General features: G+C 51.6%; 15 protein-coding genes. All 15 read right to left on the minus strand.

From position 1 onward, the window contains the following. Positions 1–15 precede the first annotated feature (15 nt). Positions 16–4,044: a helicase-exonuclease AddAB subunit AddA gene (gene addA / locus GGC63_RS13280; protein ID WP_192702737.1), complete on the minus strand. Its 4,029-nt coding sequence runs from the start codon at positions 4,042–4,044 to the stop codon at positions 16–18. Next, positions 4,025–7,723 carry a helicase-exonuclease AddAB subunit AddB gene (gene addB / locus GGC63_RS13285; RefSeq protein WP_192702738.1) on the minus strand — a complete coding sequence of 1,233 codons (3,699 nt, stop codon included), beginning with the start codon at positions 7,721–7,723 and terminating at the stop codon, positions 4,025–4,027. Before addB ends, addA begins: the two co-directional genes overlap by 20 nt. A gap of 324 nt (positions 7,724–8,047) precedes the next feature. Further along, the gene (locus tag GGC63_RS13290; RefSeq protein ID WP_192702739.1) at positions 8,048–9,151 is read right to left on the minus strand and encodes a rhamnogalacturonan acetylesterase; all 1,104 of its coding nucleotides are present in this window, start codon (positions 9,149–9,151) and stop codon (positions 8,048–8,050) included. 203 nt (positions 9,152–9,354) lie between these two features. After that, positions 9,355–9,951 carry a nitroreductase gene (locus GGC63_RS13295; protein WP_225948175.1) on the minus strand — a complete coding sequence of 199 codons (597 nt, stop codon included), beginning with the start codon at positions 9,949–9,951 and terminating at the stop codon, positions 9,355–9,357. Between the two features lie 222 nt (positions 9,952–10,173). Beyond that, on the minus strand, positions 10,174–11,547 hold the full coding sequence (locus GGC63_RS13300) for a class I SAM-dependent rRNA methyltransferase (protein WP_192702740.1): 1,374 nt from the start codon (positions 11,545–11,547) through the stop codon (positions 10,174–10,176). Between the two features lie 126 nt (positions 11,548–11,673). Then, positions 11,674–12,102: an NUDIX hydrolase gene (locus GGC63_RS13305; protein ID WP_079910562.1), complete on the minus strand. Its 429-nt coding sequence runs from the start codon at positions 12,100–12,102 to the stop codon at positions 11,674–11,676. Positions 12,103–12,183: 81 nt separating this feature from the next. Then, positions 12,184–13,524 carry a tRNA (N(6)-L-threonylcarbamoyladenosine(37)-C(2))-methylthiotransferase MtaB gene (gene mtaB, locus GGC63_RS13310; RefSeq protein ID WP_192702741.1) on the minus strand — a complete coding sequence of 447 codons (1,341 nt, stop codon included), beginning with the start codon at positions 13,522–13,524 and terminating at the stop codon, positions 12,184–12,186. A 5-nt stretch (positions 13,525–13,529) separates the two neighbouring features. Next, positions 13,530–14,333 carry a 16S rRNA (uracil(1498)-N(3))-methyltransferase gene (locus tag GGC63_RS13315; protein WP_192702904.1) on the minus strand — a complete coding sequence of 268 codons (804 nt, stop codon included), beginning with the start codon at positions 14,331–14,333 and terminating at the stop codon, positions 13,530–13,532. A gap of 128 nt (positions 14,334–14,461) precedes the next feature. After that, a complete protein-coding gene (locus tag GGC63_RS13320) occupies positions 14,462–15,139 on the minus strand; it encodes a site-2 protease family protein (protein WP_079910565.1) in 678 nt (225 codons plus the stop codon). Between the two features lie 9 nt (positions 15,140–15,148). Further along, positions 15,149–16,126 (minus strand): 50S ribosomal protein L11 methyltransferase, encoded by a 978-nt coding sequence (gene prmA / locus GGC63_RS13325; protein WP_192702742.1) that lies wholly within the window; start codon positions 16,124–16,126, stop codon positions 15,149–15,151. 108 nt (positions 16,127–16,234) lie between these two features. After that, entirely contained in the window at positions 16,235–16,627 is a 393-nt protein-coding gene (locus GGC63_RS13330) for a hypothetical protein (RefSeq protein WP_079910567.1), read from the minus strand. 26 nt (positions 16,628–16,653) lie between these two features. Next, entirely contained in the window at positions 16,654–16,806 is a 153-nt protein-coding gene (locus GGC63_RS13335) for a YfhD family protein (protein WP_192702743.1), read from the minus strand. Between the two features lie 194 nt (positions 16,807–17,000). Beyond that, a complete protein-coding gene (gene dnaJ, locus GGC63_RS13340) occupies positions 17,001–18,116 on the minus strand; it encodes a molecular chaperone DnaJ (RefSeq protein WP_192702744.1) in 1,116 nt (371 codons plus the stop codon). 315 nt (positions 18,117–18,431) lie between these two features. Beyond that, positions 18,432–20,273 carry a molecular chaperone DnaK gene (gene dnaK / locus GGC63_RS13345; protein ID WP_192702745.1) on the minus strand — a complete coding sequence of 614 codons (1,842 nt, stop codon included), beginning with the start codon at positions 20,271–20,273 and terminating at the stop codon, positions 18,432–18,434. Between the two features lie 152 nt (positions 20,274–20,425). Continuing rightward, positions 20,426–20,995: a nucleotide exchange factor GrpE gene (grpE, locus tag GGC63_RS13350; protein ID WP_079910571.1), complete on the minus strand. Its 570-nt coding sequence runs from the start codon at positions 20,993–20,995 to the stop codon at positions 20,426–20,428. Positions 20,996–21,092: the final 97 nt, after the last annotated feature.

Consider the following 21,092-nt stretch of genomic DNA (forward strand, 5'->3'; position numbering starts at 1 on the left):
AACTCGCATAAGGTTCTACATCTCCAAAATGTGAGCCCCGTCAAACAAAAAGATATATTTCCCGGTGACCGGCCTTCTCCATATCCTGGAGATCGCCTGGGCGTACAAGTCCAATTGAAGCTGATAGCGGTCACGAACCGCCTGCAGCGATTTTTCTCCCTGGCCCTTTAACCGGTCCGTTTTATAATCAAGAAGCACGAGCCCGTCCGCTTCCTCGAACACGCAATCAATAACCCCTTGAAGCAGAATCGTTTCTTCGGAGGAAGCCGCATCCGTTCCGCTATAGACTTCCCTTGCAGGCAGCCCGTAGCTGAACGGCACCTCTCTGTGCACAGCCTTCGATTGCAAAAGACGCTGTCCAAGGTCGCTATGGAAGAATGAGACGATAACTTCAGCGTCAACGACCTCTTTTTGAGCCTCCGTAAGCAGCTCCTTGTGCACCATCATCGCCAAAGTTTCCTTGACCACCTCTACCGACGGTGTGAAATGGATCGGCATATGCTGCATAACCGAATGGAATACCGTCCCTCTCTCGGCCGCATTCAGCTTCGACTGCTCCATGAACCGGGGACGACGCACGATCGCAGGCTGATATACGCTTTTTGGCCCCTGCTGACCCAGAACTTCGGATACTCCGGCAGGCGCTTCCTCAGATACGAGCTCCAGCAGCTTGTGATGCTCGGAAAGCCGTTTTAGTTCCGTTACGGATGTTTTCGACAGCAGCGAAGAGGACTTGGCAAATTCATATGACCAGGACAGCCGTTCTTCGATATGGGATTCAAACAGGCACTCGGTACCGTCCTCCCCGGTTACAGGCTCCAGCCGGAAAACAGCCTGCTTCCGCTCCTCCGACATCTCAAAGCTTACAGCCGCCTCCTCCAAAGCCGTGAACATATCGGGTCTTACCCAATGGACCAGCCATTTGGACGGCTCCTCCGCCATGAAAGCGGGTAGGCGGTATCCGGCTCCCGCCTGATCCCTGAGCTGTCTGCCGTCAGGATGACGCATTAAAGCGGGGCCGATCCAATCCAAATAGCATTTCGCCCGCGCTACCATATCGTCGGGCAATAGTGGCTCGTCATGTTCCAATACATTAGCCCAGCTCTGAAGCAGCTTATCCGTCCCTTTTACGGTTGCCAGCAGATAAAGCTTCTCACGGGCTCTTGTCAACGCTACATACAAGACTCGCATTTCCTCTGCAAGCATTTCCATCCGCATTTTTCTGCGAATCGCCAGCCATGGCAGGGTTGGATAGCTGATTCTTGCTTCCAGGTCCATCCATTTCGGTCCGAAGCCCAGGTCCTTATGCACCATAAACGTATCCGTCAGATCCCTTTGGTTAAACCGCTTGGCCATACCGGCTACAAATACAACGGGGAACTCCAAGCCTTTACTTTTATGTATGGACATGATCCGGACTACATCTTCCTGCTCACCCAGAGCGCGGGCCGTACCCAGATCGCCGCCTCCGTCCCTCATCCGTTCGATAAAGCGCAAGAAACGAAATAAGCCTCTGAACGAAGTGGCTTCATACTGCCTGGCCCTGTCATATAACGCGCGCAAATTCGCCTGGCGCTGCTGCCCTCCCGGCAAGCCCCCGACAAAATCATAAAACCCGGTTTCCCTGTAGATATTCCAGATCAAATCAGAAAGTGAGCCTTCCTTTGCCTCTTCCCTCCAGGAGCGAAGCCGCTTTAAAAACCGCTGCACCTTGTCCCTGGCATCCGATTCGGCATCTGTCCCGGCAGGCAAGACTTCGAACGGTTCCCAGCCATCAGAACGGCCGGCTGCAACTTCCTTCCACGCTGCATCATCGATCGTATTGTCCTCATTCTCCGATTCAAACTCCTGGTAGACTGCGTCTTCACCGGACTCCATAAGCTCCGAGGGAGCTTTGCCATAGGCTCTGACTGCATCGTAAAATGCCGAGTATTTGCCGGCTATCCTTATCTGGGCCAGCTGCTCCGTGGAGAGCTGGACGATCGGAGAGCGAAGCACTGCAGCCAGCGGGATGTCCTGATAAGGATTATCAATCAGCTTAAGCAGCGACAGCAGCACCTCTACCTCCGTTGCCGAGAAATATCCCGAATTCAATTCGGCATATGCCGGGATTCCCTGCTGCCGCAGCTCCTCAATAAGAACCGGAGACCACTGTTGGGTCGCCCTGAGCAAAATCACCATATCCCTATAGGTAATGTCTCGTTTGCCGCCGGTGGCTTTGTCATACACCTGAAAGGCTTGTTCTCCGTTCGTGCCGAGCAGCTTATGAATTTGTGCGGCAATAGCACGCGCCTCCAGCTGGACGTTCTCAAGCTCCTTACCCTCCAGAGCCGGATCGGCGGCTTCCCCGCTTCCTGTGCTCTCGTCAGCCTCGTTCCCTTCCTGAAAAGGAGCATCTGCTGCTGTATTATTGTCTTCCGCCTCCGAACGGTCGATCAGAATCAACTCGGCGGCTTCCGGTCCATTGATGGCCGTATTCCATTCCGGATAATAAGCAGCCCCGTACTTCAGCTCAGCTTTATCATCATAAGCAATTTCTCCGACGGTTTCGCCCATCAGCTGCTTGAAGATGTAATTGACTCCGTGAACGACAGACAGCCGGCTCCGGAAATTTTGCGCCAGATCGATGCGCTGCCCCGGCTCCGTGCCATTGTTCCGGTAGCTCTTGTATTTCTCGAGAAACAATCCGGGCTCCGCCAGGCGAAAGCGGTAAATGCTCTGCTTCACGTCGCCTACCATAAAGCGATTCCCGGGGGCTGTTCTCGATATCAAGGCTACAATCGATTCCTGTACCCGGTTTGTATCCTGATATTCATCCAGCAGCACTTCAACGAAGTGCTCCTGATAGCTGAGTGCGACCTGTGAAGGCTTCAGCTCTTCGGACTCCCCATCATCCTCCGATAAGATTTGCAGGCAATAATGCTCCAAATCACCGAAATCGACAAGCCCTTTGGCTTTTTTGGCCTGCTGGTACCTGCGCCCGAACTCCATGACCAGCTCTATGAGCGTTTGCATCAATGGAGCCATAATCCTGAGCTCCTCGTCATACTGCTCCGGAGTCCGCCCGAACAGCTCGGCCCCGATGCCCGACAATTGGTCCTTCGCTTTGTTTCTGAGCTCCTTGACCTGCTCTTGAAGCTCTTTATCGTACTGATCCCCCTTGCAAGGCTTCAGCTTGCCGAATGAGGTTCCCTGGAAGGAATCATACAAATGCTCCCAAGAATAGGCCGCCACCTGCTGCAAATAAGCAACAGCCTCCAGATCCTCCTTCAAATTATGCAAATAGGGAGCGGGCCCCCCGGGCTGTTCGGCAATACGTGCCGCTTCCTTCAATACGGATGCGATGCCTTCAAGCTCCAATCGTACGGAAGCAAGCAAGCTTGGCAGCCACGGGTTTGGTGTTCCTTCGGTTCTTTCGAACATCGAGGCCATCTCTTGAAGCCATTGCGACGGCTTGGGATGGCTTCGCGATTCATCATATAGACGCTGAACCAATCTGTAGAGGGCATCATCACTCTTGTCTCCGCTGAACCATTCGGCAAGCCTCCAAAAGTTACTGTCCTCGGAAGCCTCCTCGTATCGTTCCTCAAACAGCTCCTCGATCAGATCCTGCCTCATCAATTCGCTCTCCGTCTCGTTGGCGATTCGGAATCCGGGATCAAGCGCGATTTTTTGGTAATGAGTTTGAATGACCTCTAAACAAAAGGAATGAAGCGTAGTGATGGAGGCCCTTCCGATCAGAGCCAGCTGTTTGCGGACATGATCCGATTCGGGATGACGTTCCAACGTTTTTTCCAGCGCCTCACTGATTCTATGCCTCATTTCTGCGGCCGCCGCATTCGTAAAGGTCGCAACAAGCAGCCTGTCCACATCCACCGGATCCTGTTCGTTGGAGATCCGCCGAATAATGCGTTCAACCAGAACAGCCGTTTTACCGGATCCGGCGGCGGCGGCCACCAGCATGTCATGGCCGTGGATCGAAATCGCATCCCATTGGTCGTCCGTCCATGAAGCTCCTTCCGGCTTAGGTATCTTGTTGATCATTCGTTATTCCTCCCGTCAGGTCAATCGTATCATCCGTCTGCAGCAGATCCGGCTCGGACGCATTCTCATCGGTGATCGCTAAGAGTGAAGAGTTCTGCTTCTTTTGAGCCCTTGCCGGCCGGAACGGAATGACCTGCGGCGAAGCTTCCGCGGCTTCCATCCGCTCCTTCATCATATCCAGCGCACGGTCTTTGCCCATCGGCGGCAGCACCCTGTGCTCATTGGCCTCAAACTGCGGATCGAACTGGCATACGGGTCTAAACGAGCAGAACGTGCAGGCGACCTCCGCCCCCATACGGTAAGGCTGAATCCCTACGTTCCCGCCTGTCATGGAAGAGCCGATGTCTTTGATCGTTTTACGGACATAATTGCGCATCAGAGTCCATTGAGCGTCGTCCGCCACCGAGGATGATTTGTAGAAGCTGCCGTCATTTTTGAGTGCGACGGGGATCAGCTGGGAATGGCCGCTGGAATCCGCCAGCGCAGCATCCATCAGCCGTGCCGTTTCGGCATCTGCGCGTATGAGCCCTCTCATCTTGAACTTTTTGCGGATCTCTTCCTCCGCTCTCTCCGCTGAAATCCGGTTCTGGGTCTGGAGAAGCGGGTTATGTACATGGAAATACAGCACTCCGGCAGGCTTGGCCTCCGTTCCGAGCCATTCTTTGGCATGAGTCATAATGACATCCAGGTAAGTAAGCATCTGCAGCGACAAGCCGTAATAAACCTCTGCCAGATGGAGCGCCGTTGCACTCGACTTATAATCAATTACACGCAGCAGCGTGCCCTGGTCCGTATCCGCCCGATCCACACGGTCAATACGTCCTCTCACATCCATTCGGATCCCGTTATCGAGCTGATATGTAAGCGGTGGAATGGCCTGGTCCGAGCCAAAACCGATTTCGAGTCCAATAGGCTGGAATTGTCCATATTTCGCATGCTCGCCGAGCATCCAGGCCGAACGCCCGATAATTTGCTTCAGCTTGCGTGCAATATAGTGATTGCGCTTGGAGCTGAACAGGATCTCGCTTTGCAGTCTTGGAGCCAGCAAATCGACCACGCTGCCGGCTTTGACCATGCATTCTTCGGCTGTCAGACTTCCCCAGTCCCCGCCATCCTGAGCCACCTGCTCCGCAAACAAGCTGAGCGCCGCATGGAACAGCTGACCGATATCCGGGGCTTGAAGGCGATAGATCCGCCTCTCCTGCAGACGCAGACCGTGTGAGGCGAACTGAGAGAAGGGGCAGGCGACGAACCGTTCCATTCTGGATACGCTGGTCAGCACATGCTCGCCGTACAATAAACGGCTCGTTGCAGGACTGAGAGGCAGCGCTTCATTCGTGTACTGGAGCGACTTCAGGGTCAAGCCCAGACGGACTCCCCAGCCTGGCTGACGGACGAACCAATTATATACGGACCACCAAAGCTCCGGCATCGGCTCTCCTTTCATCCACTGCTTCAGCTGGACGATAAGATAGGACAAGGCGTTGCCGGGACTCGCTATATAATCGAGCTGCTCATTTAAGCCCATGCCGGCCGTAGGCTCGCTCATAAGCAATCGCTCCTTCACCCCTGGAAACATACGTTTCATATGCCGGATGATTTCGGAAGGAAGCAGCATCTTGCCTTCTTCATCGGCCAGCGGATAACTGAGCCATAAGCACTGGGAAGGCGTACAGAAGGAGCAATAAATAAGGAATTGCTCGTCCAGCAGCTTTCTGCGGCTGCCCTCCGCCATCGGTAAGCCGAGATCGGTCAGCTTCTCCCTCTCGGGCTCGCTCAGCACACTGTCTTCTTTCATTTTGGACGGGATGACGCCCTCATTGACGCCAAGCACAAAGACATGCTTCACGTTCCCGGTCCGCGTCCGGTCCATGCTTCCGATCAAAACCTGATCGAGCGACGGCGGCACCAGCCCTAGCTTAATGCTTTCCATTCCCGTTTCGAGAAGAGCTGCAAACGTCTCGGTTGACGCCTCTTCCTCCCCAAGAAGCTCTACCAGCTGATCGAACATGTCGATGATCCGGTCCCATACTTGGGAGTGCTCACGGGCTTTTTCCGGCTTTCCGTCGCGAATGGCTCTTTGGCTCCAGCTCTCTAGCCTTTGCGGCACCTGAAGCTGAACCAGCAGCTCATAGAGCGCTTTTACCTTCTCCTGAACCGTCTGGCTGCGCTTCATTTGTTCCTGGAACGCATACAGCGGTTCGGCGACCCTGCTGCGGCAAACATTCATTTTATGTAAAAAGGCCGCTTCGGCTTCACTGGCAGTTGCTTCCGGCTGCTCAAGACTGGCGCGCAGCGAATAGGTCCACGGCTTGCCGTCGAACCACCGCGCTCCTTGAATCCCGAAGGCCAGCACATAGTTCTCGAGCTGGTCCATCGCATGGCGATCCAGCTGGATCCCCGTATCGTCATTGCCGAGCGGCAAAAAGAAATCCGTTTTGACGCAGCGGAATACGGCATCATACTTCCAATAATGGAGAATAACCTCCAGCGACGAACGAATCAGCTCCACCAGCGGATGGTGCATAACCGTTCTCTTCTGATCGAAAAAATAAGGAATGCCGAAGTCGGCGAAAGTGGAGGACAACAGGTCTCCGTAGACTTCCGCGTTCCTTACGGTTACGGTAATATCTCGGAAGCGAGCCCCTTCCTCCCGGACCAGCTTAAGAATATCGCGCGCCGCCCCCTCAACCTCCGCTCTGCGGTTCACGGCAGCGGTCAGGCGAACGCCTTCCTCAGCAGGCTTAAAGGGACTGTTGTAGGGCTTCTTCACCCGATGCTCAAAAGCTTGCTCCATGTAAGCCAGCATAGGATTTTCCATAAAACGAACCGGCGGACTCGGATTCAGCAGGATGCTTTCCCGAACGGGAATCTGCAGCCTATCCATCCTCTCCAGCAGCTGGAGCATGGTTCTCGCCGTCGGATGAAACAAATCCAGATCATGGGGCTTCTCGCCAAGGCGGTACTCCCTATTAAGACAAAGTGTCATTGTCACTTCACTGCATACGGAAGCCAAGCTTTCAATGACTGCAAATTCCTGGGGAGTGAAGCCGTGGAAGCCGTCGATCCAGCATTCGGCATCGCGCACGTACTCGGATTGCGAGAGCTGTGATGCGAGCAGCGTCAAATAATCTTCGCCATCCAGGTAGGTTCGTGACAGCTCCTGTTCGAACTCTCCGAATAGAAGCTGAAGATCGTGCAGCTTTTCCTTCATTGACAGTGTCTGATTTTGCATCGAAGGGCTCTCCAGGAATTGCGACAAGCCTTCCGACGTCACACAGTACCTTTTGAACTCCTTGAACAAGTCATTTATTTTTTCTATGAAACCCATTTGGTCCGCAGTAGTGGAGAACAGCTTCAAACGGTCTTTTTGTTTATGTATAATTTTATGAAGAAGCAGCTTTTTGCCTGTTTCGTCTATCGGCAGTCTTGCCGTTCCTCCCGCTTCCTGCATGACACGCCATGCCAGCCTTCTAAAGCTGAGCACCTGGGCGCGAAGCGTACCTCCAAGCTCGGGTGCAGAGACCAGCGCATATTCCGCTTGAAACGTTGCCTGCTCCGGAACCAGCAGAATGATCGGCCTCCCGTTCGGCGCTTCGATCAGCTTTTCTTTTATATTTCGCAAACAATATTCGCTTTTCCCGCTTCCGGATCTCCCGAGAACAAAACGGATCGCCATAACACTTCCCCCTCAACGATGTAAAACCTGTGTCATCCAACCTCTGTAAATAACTCCCTAACTCTACTATTCTACCAAAAAATAAAGAATCGTGGGAAAGGGATGTTTTGGATTAGTATATCATACCATCGGAAGTTAGAACATTCGTTCCTATCCATGGTGACTGAAAAAGATGCGCCCGGGAGTACACCCCATTCGCTTAAGCCTTTTGGTCGTAACCGGACCCTCCTTGCGATAGACGGCGCTTCATCGCCCATAATACAAAAAAACCGGGCGCAAACGCGTTCCGGTTCCAGAGTTTAAACATTTCTATGATTCGGAGAATCAGGTTCGTAAATACGTCATCAGCGGGGATACACCGGCTTCCCGGATACACTCCACAACGAGCCGGGCTATTTCAATTCCGCCGTATTCGCAAAAATGGGTATTGTCTTGGGCTCCCTCAGGCAGATTAGCCCATGTTCCGGGGTCGGCCCACATAAAAATTTCTTTGGTCGCTTCCTCACCCAGCCGCTCGAATAATTGCTTGCTCTTGGCCGCCAAATCCAAAAAGGGAACTCCCTCACGCACGGCAAGCTGACGCATCGCCTCAATGTACTCGCCATGGGTGTTGCGGATACAGTGATTTTCGTCAAAGAAACGTCTGTGCATCGGCGCTACCAGTACGGGGAAGGCTCCCCGCTCGCGGGCTCCATCTATATATTCCTTTAAATATTGCTGGTATGTGGTAAAGGGCTTCGTCCCGCCCTCATTGTCCTTCTCGTCATTGTGCGCGAACTGGATCAGCAAATAATCGGAGGGCTTTATTTTGTTCCAAATGTTATTCAGACGGTTTTCCGTAATAAAGCTCTTGGAGCTTCTTCCGGACCGCGCGTGATTGGAAATGGCGATTTCCGGCCCCAGAAACTTACCCAGCATTTGCCCCCAGCCGGCGTACGGATATTGTCCGGACGGCTGATCCGTGACTGTAGAATCTCCCGCCAGAAATAAGGTAGGCAGATGAGGCGCGCTTTCAATTTCAATCGCTCTTACGCTTGGCGCTTCTCCCGAAACCGCAAGCTTCAGCTGACCATCCTCTACTAGCACTGCAAACGTCAACCGCTCGATTTGACCGGATTCTATCCTAACGTTATCGAGCATGAGTCTCCCTAATCCCGCCTTGACGGTCGTCGACGTCGGTGCCTCCCCGCTCCCCAGGGTTACGGATACCTTGTAGGCTCCATAGGGAACATCCACGAGCAGCGTCGGTACAGGCTTGGCAAAGTAGTCCCCTGTCCAGGAATCCCTCAGATCCTCGTTTTTAGACGGCTTGACCGCTCTTGCATACCCGTAGCCTTTAACTGCATCGTAAGCCGCCGATTCCTGAAGCGGAATCGAATCGGAGCTTGTCTCTTCCTCATGAAGCGCAAATCGATAATGAACCTTCAATTCTTCATCCCTCCTGCTGCTATTACCATAATAGTAAGCTCTGATAGAGGGCAGATCAATGTGAATTATTGAGTCTCATATGAATATCTGAAACCTCAGTTTGGCAGATAAGACAGCTGCAGGAAGGTCAAAAAAAGCCCCTCTCGGCAGAAAGCTTTTTCCGCTTCCAGCCAAAGGGAGCTTTGTCTCGTGAATGCACTTATTTACTCCGTCATCCACACGGTTTTATCAGCCGCGGGCTTTCGTTTGCCCGGCAGCTGCTGCATATCGGGATACCCGATATAGATCAATCCGACGACCGCCTCCGATTCGTTCAAGCCGAACGCCTGCTTCATTCTCGGATGGTAAGCAGGCTCACCTGAACGCCATATAGCTCCGAGACCAAGGGCATGCGCAGTCAAAAGCATATTCTGAACCGCGGAATGCGCTGCGGCAAATTCCTCCATTCGATTGACCTTCGGTGCTGTTGAAGGCGATACGGCAACTGCAATCACTACGGGAGCCCGGAAGGCTTTATCTCCCGCCTTGCGCCTTAATGCCTGCAGCTCCTCATCGGAAGCATGCGGAGCCGCCTCAGCCGCAATATCGGCATACGCATCGGCAAGAGCCTGTCTCCCTCCGCCCGTCATGACGAAGAAACGCCACGGCTCCGTAGCATGGTGGCTAGGGGCCCAGTTCGCCGCTTCCAGCAAAGTCTCAATCAGCTGCTTATCTACTGGGTCCTGCTTCACTTTACCTACGCTGCGACGGTCTTTAATAGCTTCCCATAAGGGCATCTTTATATCGATTAATTGATTCATTGTCGAGTCCCACCTTTTCTGTGCCGGTCCAAAGCAAGTCTTAATTTGAGAATAATTATCATTACCATTATAAGTTCGGAAAGCTTCAATTTCAAGCCCATTTGCTTCACCCGGCAGCCTGATTCGGCTGCATCCCTAAGCTAAACAAAAAACAGCGGCTATCCAGGACGGTAGAGCTCCTGTTCACCGCTGCTTCGTTAAAAGATTCGACTACTTATTTTTTTACTTGCTGCGTACTTCAAATATCGCGAATTTGAGGTAATGCCCTTCATCGACACCCAGGATACGCGGATGGTCCTTACCGGCGCCGCGGAACTCGATTAAACGCAATATTTTTTTAGCGTCGACGGCTGCTGCATGAATCGTTTCCAGGAACAATTCCGGCTTCATATGATAAGAGCAGCTCGCAGTAACGAGATAGCCTCCTTCATTGACCAGCTTCATTCCATGAAGGTTGATGTCCTTATATCCTCTGCATGCGCCTTCCACAGCGCTTCTCGTTTTGGCAAATGCCGGAGGATCAAGAATGACGACATCCCATGTCCTGCCCTTCGCCTGGATAGGCTGGGAGGTATCTACCTTTTTCTTGTCCGCTTGACCGCGCTCAGCACGCTGATCCAGCCCTCTAACCTGCTCACGTAAATATTCGAAAGCATCTGCAACGACAAATTCAACACGGTCCTCAAAGCCGTTCAGCTTGACATTCGTTCTAGCACTCTCAATTGCATGCTCGGAAATATCGAGGCAGGTAACCTTCTTGGCCCCATATTTGCAGGCATTCAAAGTAAAGCTTCCCGTATGGGAGAAGCATTCCAGCACTGTCGCGCCATCCCAGTAAGGGAAGGACACCTGCTTGCCGTTAGCATTGAACGGAGCCATAACCCCTTGTCCGGCCCCGTCTTCCCCGACAACCTCTTGGAGCGCAATCCCGCTCCGTTTGCCCCATCCTAGCATCAGCGGTGCTATTGCGGCACGGTTTTCCCTTTGATCGAAGAAATACCCGGTCTTCTGCCCCTGCATGATATCAATATCGAGCAGCAGCCCGTTTTCTGTAATGCGAACATGCTGCGGACATTCTCCGTACAGCAGTCCCGTCCGCTCTTCCAGTCCTTCCAGCCCTCGTACCGACACATCGCTTCGTTCATAGATGCCGGAAGGACGGACAACCTCTATCAGCGCAGACACAATAGCATCGCGAACCCGATCCATGCCAAGAGTCAATATTTGAACGACCAGAACATCCTCGAAACGGTCGACGATGAGCCCCGGCAAAAAGTCCGCTTCTCCGTAAACGAGCCTGTAGGAACGAGCCCCCTGCAGGAAGCGGTCTCGGTGCTCCAGACAGCGGCGAAACCGTTCGGCGAAAAATTCATGCGTCATCTCCGCTATCGGCTCATAAGAAACGACTCGGACCACAATTTGCGAGGCGGGGTTCCAATAGCCGGTGGCTCCATATTGTCCCGCATGAGTGTATACATCGACCAGCTGCCCCGGCTCCGCTTCGCCCTCGAACCGCTCCACTTCCGTTTTGAAAATCCAGGGATGCCCCGCTTCAAGCCGTTTTTTTCTTTTTTTGTTTAAAAAAATAGATGCCAATGTAGCCGTTCCTCCTAATGAAACTTCCTTATACTTACTTGCCTGTGTATCGTTATGTATTTAAAGCGGGCGAAGGATCTAATAGAAATGGAGCGCCATACAAAACCATGGGCTCCTCTTATCGGCTTAGTTCACTTCGTACCCGAGAGTATGCAAAGCCTTTTTCAAAACGCTATCGTTATTACCGTACCCGGAATGCGTCTGCTGATGCCATGCCTCCAAGGGATGCAGCCATTCGACGCCCCGAATCTCTTCAACCTGGGCTTGCAGCGTACCGCCGGTCGCCTCGACCAGAAAGTAATGAACCTCTTTATCGACCAGACCTACACCCGACATCGTAAACTGATATTTGATCGTCTCTATGGGCTCCACAATCGCTCCGACAATACCCGTTTCTTCCAAAATTTCCCTAAGTGCCGTTTGTTCGACGGTTTCTCCAGGCTCCATTTTCCCTTTGGGAAGCGTAATCTTGCCATAGCGATCCTGAATCATTTGTACATACGTTTCATTTCCGTTTTTCCGGAATACAACCCCTCCAGCAGATATTTCTTTCATGCGGCCCACCCTTTCCGTTTAGTTGAGAAAGAACAAGGATTTCACCCTGGAACCGGAATGAAATCCTTGCTTATTGCTGCCCTACACGATCAAAGCGCGAGACATTTCAGGAAGACGCAGCAGCTGTCCGCGGGACTCATTTACGCCCGCTTCCGTTACCTTCACCTTACATACGCTGCCGATCCAATCTTCGCTGCCTTCAAACACAAGCTGAATGTAGTTATCGGAATATCCCATAATGAGGCCGCTGTTAGCCTCCCCTTTATGAGCTCGCTCCGGAATCACCTCAAGGACTTGGCCGACAAATTGCTTGGCATAGGCCAGCTGCATCCGTTCGGACAAATCGATCAGCTCGTGCACACGTGCATTTTTAATTTCCTCGTCAATTTGATCCTCCATCCGCGCCGCAGGAGTTCCTGTGCGTTTGGAGTAAGGGAACACATGCATTTCAGAGAACTGCATTTGCTCCATGAAACGATATCCTTCTCGGAACATTTCGTCCGTTTCCCCCGGGAAGCCGACGATAACATCCGTCGTAATAGCCACGCCGGGCATAATTTTATGGATTTTCTCAATTTTGCTGCCGAACTCGGCCGTCGTATATTTACGGCGCATTCTGGCCAGCACGGCGTCATGTCCTGCCTGGAGCGGAATATGCAGATGACGGCACATTTTATCCGAGCCCTGCAGAGCCTCCAGCACCTCGTCCGTAATCTGGCTTGCCTCGATCGAGCTGATCCGAATACGCTTCAGCCCGTCCACTTTATCCAGATCCCAGAGCAGCTTCGCCAAGCTGTAGTTCTCCATATCTTCCCCATACCCGCCGGTATGAATACCTGTCAGAACAATTTCCTGATAACCGGCATCCACAAGCATCCGGGCCTGCTTCAGAACACTCTCCGGTTCCCGGCTTCTCATCAAACCGCGGGACCAAGGAATAATACAGAACGTACAGAAGTTATTGCAGCCCTCCTGGATTTTCAAAAACGCTCTTGTCCGGTCTGCAAAGTCGGGAACGTCCAGCTCTTCGAACTGACGGGTTTTCATGATGTTGCGAACCGCATTAATCGGCTTGCGCTCATTCTCGAGCTGCTGCACGTAAGGAATGATTTTATCACGATCCTGAGTACCGATAACAAGATCGACACCCGGAATAGCCATAATTTCCGCCGGGGACGTCTGCGCATAGCAGCCTGTAACCGCTATGATCGCTTCCGGGTTGCGGCGAACCGCGCGACGAATCATCTGCCTGCTCTTCTTATCGCCCGTATTCGTTACGGTACAAGTGTTGATAACATATACATCCGCGGTTGACTCGAAATCGACCTGCTCATAGCCTTCCTGCTTGAACAGCTGCCAAATCGCTTCCGTATCGTAAAAATTAACTTTACAGCCTAACGTATGAAACGCAACTGTAGGCATCTTCGTTATCCTCCCATCTCTCCGGTTTCGTACAAAATACACGTAAGACCAACCATTGCTGCCGTTTCCGTCCGCAATATACGTCTTCCCAAGCTGACGGAACGGCATCCGGCCGCTTCCGACGCTTGCACTTCCTGCTCGGTAAAGCCGCCTTCAGGGCCAATGACAAGCATCAGCTTCAATCGTTGACCCAAATGGCCTGTTCCTTCACCATCGGATGAATCTATACGAAACGCTTTGCTCTTGGACAAAGCCTCTTGGATTTGTTCTTTGAATGCAAGTCCCGATTCCTTCTCATAGCAGATCCAGGCCGCATCCATTTGCGGGATCAGCTGCAGCAGCTGCTTCCATGAATGAGGCGCCTCTACAGCGGGCACCCGGTTGCGGTGAGCCTGCTCGGCGGCCTCCTTGGCAATTTTTTGCCAGCGTTCGATCCGTTTTCCTTCTTTTTTCGCATCCAACTGAACGACCGTTCTCTCCGATACGAAGGGAACAAACCGGTCTGCGCCGATTTCGGTCCCTTTTTGAATAACGAGCTCCATCTTGTCGCCCTTGGGCAAGCTTTGCGCTATCCAAACCTCTACCGCAGGCTCATGGGTCATAGGCAGCCATTCGATAATGTCTGCTTCCACTCTGTCTTTTGCCGGCTCTCTTAGGCGGACCAGCGCCTCGCGGCTCATGCCGTCGCTGACAATGACTTGATCGCCTGCCTTGGCACGCATGACGCGGCTCAAATGGTGGGCATCATCTCCGACTATGGCTACGGACGATTCCAGGAAAAGCTCGGGTGCAATAAAGTAACGTTGCATGGTCTTCTCTACTTTCTCTTTCACATATCAACTGCTTGGAGCATCAAATTTCATCATACAACTTTTTTTATGAAAAAGCCACCGTTTACAGCAATACCCGAATGACGGCAGCTGTTTCCTGTACGTTGCTATTTCCCGAATATGAACAAGACTACGCGGTTCAGCGCGTCCAATATATCCCACTGCAGAGCAAAAACCGGTCCTATCGTTACGCGGCGAATCGGCGGAATGAAGAACATCAGCAATATAGCGTAAAACAGCCATTGCTCATAGGCCTTTATCTTCATCATGATAGAGGTCGGGAGCAAATCCTCGACAATCCGGTAGCCGTCCAACGGAGGCAGCGGCAGCAGATTCAGGATAAACAGAAAAATATTTTGCAATATCATCAGATTGAAAAACAATTTCACCGCCATACCGACGCCGTTCGATGCATGGTCCAGCGCTTGGTATTTCATCAGCAAATAAAAAATAATAAGACTGATAAAGGCAAGAACAAGATTGCTGACCGGACCGGCGGCCGATACGATAATCCCCATGAGACGCGGATTTTTGAAGCGGGAACGGTTCACCAGCACCGGCTTCGCCCACCCGATTCCAATGATCAGAAAAAAGATCATCCCGAGCCAATCCAGATGAACCCTCGGGTTTAACGTAAGCCGACCCATGGAACGGGGAGTCGGGTCCCCGAACCGGTCAGCGAAAAATGCGTGTGCAAATTCATGCACCGTAAAGCCGATCAGCAGCACAACAAATACAAACGGAAGCTGCTCGACCGGAAAAGGCAAGAACGAATTCCAATCCATAGACTCCACCTACAGCTTTCGGGCGATGATAACGACCCAATCTTGGTCTTCATGGCATTCGGTTACCGTGAATCCGGCCTCCGCCAGCCCTTTTTCTACGTCATCCTGCTTGCTCTTGATAATCCCGGAAACCACATAGGTGCCTCCAGGGGCCAATACATCGTAGACATCCTTCACAAACAGGAGGATGATCTCCGCCAAAATATTAGCGACAACCACCTGAACCGGGATTTTCACGCCCAGAGATGCCTCCGAGCCTTCCGCTTCGCTTTCTCTCAAAACCCCAAGCAAGTCGGACAATTTGACGGTTATGTTTGACTCCAATCCATTCAACCTTGCGTTCTCCGTAGCACTTGATACAGCTACCGGGTCCAGGTCCACGGCTAATACATGCTTGGCCCCCAGCTTGGATGCTGCAATAGCAAGGACGCCGGAGCCTGTTCCTACGTCGATAACGTCCTCCCCGCCTTGAATAACCTTCTCCAGCGTTCTCAGGCAGAGGGAGGTAGTAGCGTGAGTCCCCGTACCAAATGCCATGCCAGGATCAAGCTCGATAATCAGCTCCTCAGGGGTTGGCTGATAGTCCTCCCAGGTCGGCTTGATCGTCAATCGTTCGGAAATGCGCAAAGGCTTGAAATACTGCTTCCACGCGTTAGCCCAATCCTCGTCGTCCACTTCTTTCAGCTCATAAGTCGGGCTTCCCGTATCGATATCATAATCAGCCAGCTGCTCTACCGACCGCTTCAGTGATTCCATAATGGAATCCATCTCTGTCGTGTCGGAAAAATAGCCCTTGATAACGGCACGTCCTTCCGGGATATCGTTAAGAGGAAGCTCATACCATTGCCCAAGGGAAGTATCTCTTTGTTTGTTCAAGGTCCCCGATTCCTCTATCGATACTCCGCCCGCTCCGAGCTCATGGATAAAATTCGTAATCATCTCAATTGCTTCTTCTGTCGTATGTACGGTAACTTCATGCCAACGCATGTCTAAAATCCTCCCTAAACGTTCAACTATGGCAATGCACATGATTCCCAGTATACAATAATTCCGGCAAACAAAAAAGCTTCCCCATTAAGGAAGCTTTGATTGGTCTTATAATTTCCCCCCGGCCTCGGTAATGACGCGAAGGGCTTGCTCATAATAAGGTTCGTTCACAACAACCGTTAGTACGGCATCCATTCTGTCAGTTCCGTTAAAGCCCCCGCCGAACACTTCTTCCATAGGCGCGCTCATTCCGCTGGCATCGACGCTAGCCGCAGTAAGAATGCGTTCGTCTATCCCTTGACCTTCGTTTCCATAGGTTAAAAAGGAAAGCCCGGGAAACGTTCCTGTCGCCGGATTCATCGATTCGCTGACACCTGCGGCAGCGTTATGATGAATTGCATCCACGGAAACGTCGACGACCCTAAGAGCCTTTAGCTTCGGAACGATACGTTCCGCTTGATCGGGGGATTGAAAGAAAGCCATAATACTCTTCTCAGCCATAATCAGCTTGCCTCCTGTCGGCTTGCCTAGGACTGCTGACGTGCATCCGCCTGCTCTGCGCGTTCACGAGCCTCCAGATCCTCTTCGTCAGCAAATTCGGCATTGTATTCAACATCTTCGTTTTTGGCAACGGGAAGCTTCTTGTTAGATTGAAGCGGCTGCTTCTTTCCAGGCATCATGCATCTCTCCTTCCGAGTAAGTGAATGCGAATGTGGATTAAGACTCCTTCTATTGTCCGCAAAAACATGGTTTCTATGCATAAGAAGTCCCAAATAAGCTGGGTCATGGCTGCGGAGCCGATTCAGGTATTTTACGGAGAGATCTGAAAATAATAAAAAACACACTGACAGGTGCCCCTGTCAGTGTGTTCAGCTTATTCGCCTAAAAACGCTTTTTTCATGCGTTCAAAAATGGACTGCTGCTGCTCGTGAGTATTTTCTCCGTTGAGCCGCGAAAACTCGCGAAGCAGCTCTTTTTGTTCGTCGTTCAGATGGGTAGGCGTTACGACGACGACCTTCACATGCTGGTCCCCTTGCCCGTAGCCTCTTAAGCGGGGCACGCCTTTCCCCTTCAGACGGAAATACGTATCGGTCTGCGTTCCGGCCGGGATTTTCAGCTTCACCTTTTCCGTCAGCGTAGGAATTTCAATCTCATCACCCAATGCCGCTTGTGCGAACGTCAGCGGAATTTCGCAATAAATATCGTCACCCTCGCGTTCGAAGAAATCATGCGGCTTTACGCGAATAACCACATACAAGTCTCCCGGAGGACCTCCGCGAGTCCCTGCTTCCCCTTCGCCGGAAACACGAAGCTGTGCTCCATCGTCCACACCCGCAGGAATATTCAGGTGAATCGTGCGCTGCTTCTTCACCTTTCCGGAGCCGTGGCAGGTACCGCATTTTTCCTTGATCGTTACGCCTTGACCGCCGCAGGCCGAACATACACGGCGGTTGACGATCCGGCCAAATGCCGTGTTCTGAACCACTTCCTGTTGACCTGTACCTTTACAAACCGTACATGTCTCCGGCTTGGTTCCAGGCTTCGCACCGTTGCCGTGGCAAGTATCGCAGGTTTCCGTGCGAGGAATATGAATATCGGTTTCTTTACCGAATACGGCCTCTTTAAATTCGATGGTCAGCGTGTACTGCAAGTCGTTCCCCCGCTGAGGAGCGTTCGGGTTACGACGCTGCCCGCCCCCGCCAAAGAACATATCGAACAGATCGCCAAAGCCGCCAAAATCCGCGCCTGCACCGCCGCCCATGCCCTGGTTCGGGTCTACATGGCCGAAACGGTCGTACTGCGCTTTCTTTTGATCATCGCTCAGAACGTCATAGGCTTCCTTCGCTTCCTTGAACTTTTGTTCGGCGTCTGGAGCTTTATTAACGTCCGGATGGAATTTTCGGGCCATTTGGCGATAAGCCTTCTTGATCTCGTCTTGCGAAGCATTCTTGCTTACCCCAAGTACCTCGTAATAATCGCGTTTGCTCATTGTTCCACTCCCATTCTTAAAGCCATGAGAAAACGTCTAACGACGTTCTTTCATAGATGCGCGACTCGTTCATCGCGGTTTTTATCGCCAATAGGAAATCCTTTCACCGGGCAAATCATCGTAGTGAAACAGCATTTCCTATATGGTGATAATTGCTAACCAGGCAGGATGAACGACCTGAACGTGTGTGCTGCAGTCTGTATTCCAAGCATGACGTTATCGCCGATAGCCGAAATTCCTAATCAACATACGGAAAGTCAAAGCCGACAGGCAGCTTTGACCTTTCCATACGCTATAGGGTTGAACTACCGTGAATTAGCCTTGCTTCTTGTCGTCTACGACTTCAAAATCCGCGTCTACGACATTCTCTTTTTTAGGCGCGCCTTCTGCTCCGGCTGCACCCGCATTGCCTGCTTGCGCTTGCTGAGCTTGCTCATACAGCTTGACGGAAAGCTGTTGAACAACTTCAGTCAGCTCATCCGTTGCCGCTTTGATTTCGTCCAGGTTATCGCCTTCCAGAGCTTTTTTCACTTTTTCTTTTGCGGCATTCGCTTTATCGATTTCACCTTGGTCTACTTTGTCGCCAAGATCTTTAATCGTTTTATCTACAGAGTATACCAGCTGATCGGCATTGTTGCGAGCCTCTACCAACTCTTTCCGTTTGCGGTCCTCATCAGCATGAGCTTCCGCATCCTTCATCATGCGGTCGATTTCTTCATCCGACAAGCCGCTGGAGGAGGTGATGGTAATTTTTTGGCTCTTGCCTGTTCCTTTATCCGTAGCGTTTACGTTAACGATACCGTTGGCGTCGATATCGAAGGTAACTTCGATTTGCGGGATTCCGCGCGGAGCCGGAGGAATATCGCCCAGAATGAAGCGGCCCAATGTCTTGTTGTCGCTAGCCATGGAGCGCTCCCCTTGGAGCACGTGAATTTCAACGCTAGGCTGATTGTCAGCATATGTGGTGAACACCTGCGATTTGGTTGTAGGGATCGTCGTATTGCGCTCGATCATTTTCGTAAATACGCCGCCTGCAGTTTCGATACCCAAAGACAATGGAGTTACGTCCAGAAGAACAACGTCTTTTACGTCGCCTGTCAATACGCCTGCTTGAACGGCAGCGCCCAATGCAACGACTTCGTCAGGGTTAACACCTTTATGCGGCTCTTTGCCGATCAAACGTTTTACAGCTTCTTGAACGGCAGGAATACGAGTAGATCCGCCGACAAGTACCACTTTGTCGATTTGGCTTGCAGACAAGCCAGCATCGCTTAGCGCTTGGCGAGTAGGCCCCATAGTTCTTTCAACTAGGGAAGCGGAGATCTCTTCGAATTTGGCACGAGTCAGGTTGATCTCCAAGTGCTGAGGAACTCCATCCACTACCGTGATGAACGGCAGGGAAATCGTCGTCGTCAACACGCCGGAAAGCTCTTTCTTCGCTTTTTCCGCAGCGTCCTTCAAACGTTGAACTGCCGCTTTATCTTTGCTCAGGTCGATTCCTTGCTCTTTTTTGAACTCGGCTACCAAATAATCGATGATGACTTGGTCGAAGTCGTCACCGCCCAGACGGTTGTCACCGCTGGTTGCTTTAACTTCGAAGAAGCCGTCGCCCAGCTCAAGAATAGAAACGTCGAACGTACCGCCGCCCAAGTCGTATACGAGGATCGTTTGGTCTTCGGATTTCTCCATACCGTATGCCAATGCAGCCGCAGTAGGCTCGTTGACGATACGAAGAACTTCAAGACCTGCAATTTTGCCGGCATCCTTCGTTGCTTGACGCTGGCTGTCGTTGAAATAAGCCGGAACGGTAATAACCGCTTGGGTTACCGTAGTTCCAAGGTATGCTTCTGCATCAGCTTTCAGCTTTTGCAAAATCATTGCGGAAATTTCTTGAGGTGTATATTCTTTACCGTCAATCACTTCTTTATGGTTTGTACCCATATGACGTTTAATCGAAATGACCGTACGGTCCGGATTCGTGATGGCTTGACGCTTTGCCGTCTCCCCAACGATACGCTCTCCGTCTTTTTTGAAGCCGACTACGGATGGAGTTGTACGGTTGCCTTCCGCATTGGGAATAACAACAGCTTCTCCGCCTTCCATTACGGCCACGCAAGAGTTTGTTGTTCCTAAGTCAATACCGATAACTTTACTCATGTTGGATTAAACCTCCTTTAATTTACAAACGGTCGCATGATGCGCTGATGAAGCATTGATGTCATGATAGATGACGGTGAAAAATGCGTTTCCTTAGGCAATAAAGGAATGGGGTTCGCGTTAAGCCATAGGTCCTCTTACTTAAACTGGGTCTAGGAGCTTACTTTCACCATGGCAGGACGCAGTACTTTATCCTTCAGCATGTAGCCTTTTTGTACTTCCTCCACTACGATGCCTTCCTCGTGCTCATCGGATTCCACCTGCATAATCGCTTGGTGGAACTCGGGATTAAACGGTTGTCCTACGGCATCCATAGCTTTCAAGCCTTCGTTTGCTAGAACTTGATCCAATTGGCGGAAAATCATATCGACGCCCTTCAGCAGCGCATCGTAATCTTTACTGTCTCTGCCAACAGCCAAAGCTCTATCGAAGTTATCTACTACCGGAAGAAGCTGCTCAACCAGCTTCATGGAAGCATACTTGGCGAACTCCTCTTTCTCCTGACGCGTGCGTCTTCTGAAGTTATCAAAATCCGCTTGCGCACGAAGGAGACGCTGGTAATTCTCTTCTGCCTGCTGGCGAAGCTGCTCCAGCTCGTTCGATGGCTCGCTTGCTGCTTCTGCTTGTTCTGCTTCAGTTCCGGCATTTTCGTTATATGTAGCGTCAACCTCTTGCCCGTTGTCCGCTTGTTCTTCGAATTGGTTTTTGTGTTCAGTACTCAATCTCTGTCACCTCCTTAATCTGAATCCGATAAGGTTCTATTTATTTATTTTAACCAAGCCATCCCTGATGTAAGCAATCATAGATGATGGAGCTGCG

Source organism: Paenibacillus sp. OAS669, assembly GCF_014873645.1.
Lineage (GTDB): Bacteria > Bacillota > Bacilli > Paenibacillales > NBRC-103111 > Paenibacillus_S > Paenibacillus_S vulneris.

Excerpts from the sequence above, each read along its gene's own strand:
- GGC63_RS13320 (WP_079910565.1), bottom strand. The coding sequence starts at position 15,139 with ATGGATTGGAATTCGTTCTTGCCTTTTCCGGTCGAGCAGCTTCCGTTT.
- GGC63_RS13335 (WP_192702743.1), bottom strand. The coding sequence starts at position 16,806 with ATGATGCCTGGAAAGAAGCAGCCGCTTCAATCTAACAAGAAGCTTCCC.
- dnaJ (WP_192702744.1), bottom strand. The coding sequence starts at position 18,116 with ATGAGCAAACGCGATTATTACGAGGTACTTGGGGTAAGCAAGAATGCT.
- prmA (WP_192702742.1), bottom strand. The coding sequence starts at position 16,126 with ATGCGTTGGCATGAAGTTACCGTACATACGACAGAAGAAGCAATTGAG.
- addB (WP_192702738.1), bottom strand. The coding sequence starts at position 7,723 with ATGGCGATCCGTTTTGTTCTCGGGAGATCCGGAAGCGGGAAAAGCGAA.
- dnaK (WP_192702745.1), bottom strand. The coding sequence starts at position 20,273 with ATGAGTAAAGTTATCGGTATTGACTTAGGAACAACAAACTCTTGCGTG.
- GGC63_RS13315 (WP_192702904.1), bottom strand. The coding sequence starts at position 14,333 with ATGCAACGTTACTTTATTGCACCCGAGCTTTTCCTGGAATCGTCCGTA.
- GGC63_RS13330 (WP_079910567.1), bottom strand. The coding sequence starts at position 16,627 with ATGGCTGAGAAGAGTATTATGGCTTTCTTTCAATCCCCCGATCAAGCG.
- GGC63_RS13295 (WP_225948175.1), bottom strand. The coding sequence starts at position 9,951 with ATGAATCAATTAATCGATATAAAGATGCCCTTATGGGAAGCTATTAAA.
- mtaB (WP_192702741.1), bottom strand. The coding sequence starts at position 13,524 with ATGCCTACAGTTGCGTTTCATACGTTAGGCTGTAAAGTTAATTTTTAC.
- GGC63_RS13305 (WP_079910562.1), bottom strand. The coding sequence starts at position 12,102 with ATGAAAGAAATATCTGCTGGAGGGGTTGTATTCCGGAAAAACGGAAAT.
- addA (WP_192702737.1), bottom strand. The coding sequence starts at position 4,044 with ATGATCAACAAGATACCTAAGCCGGAAGGAGCTTCATGGACGGACGAC.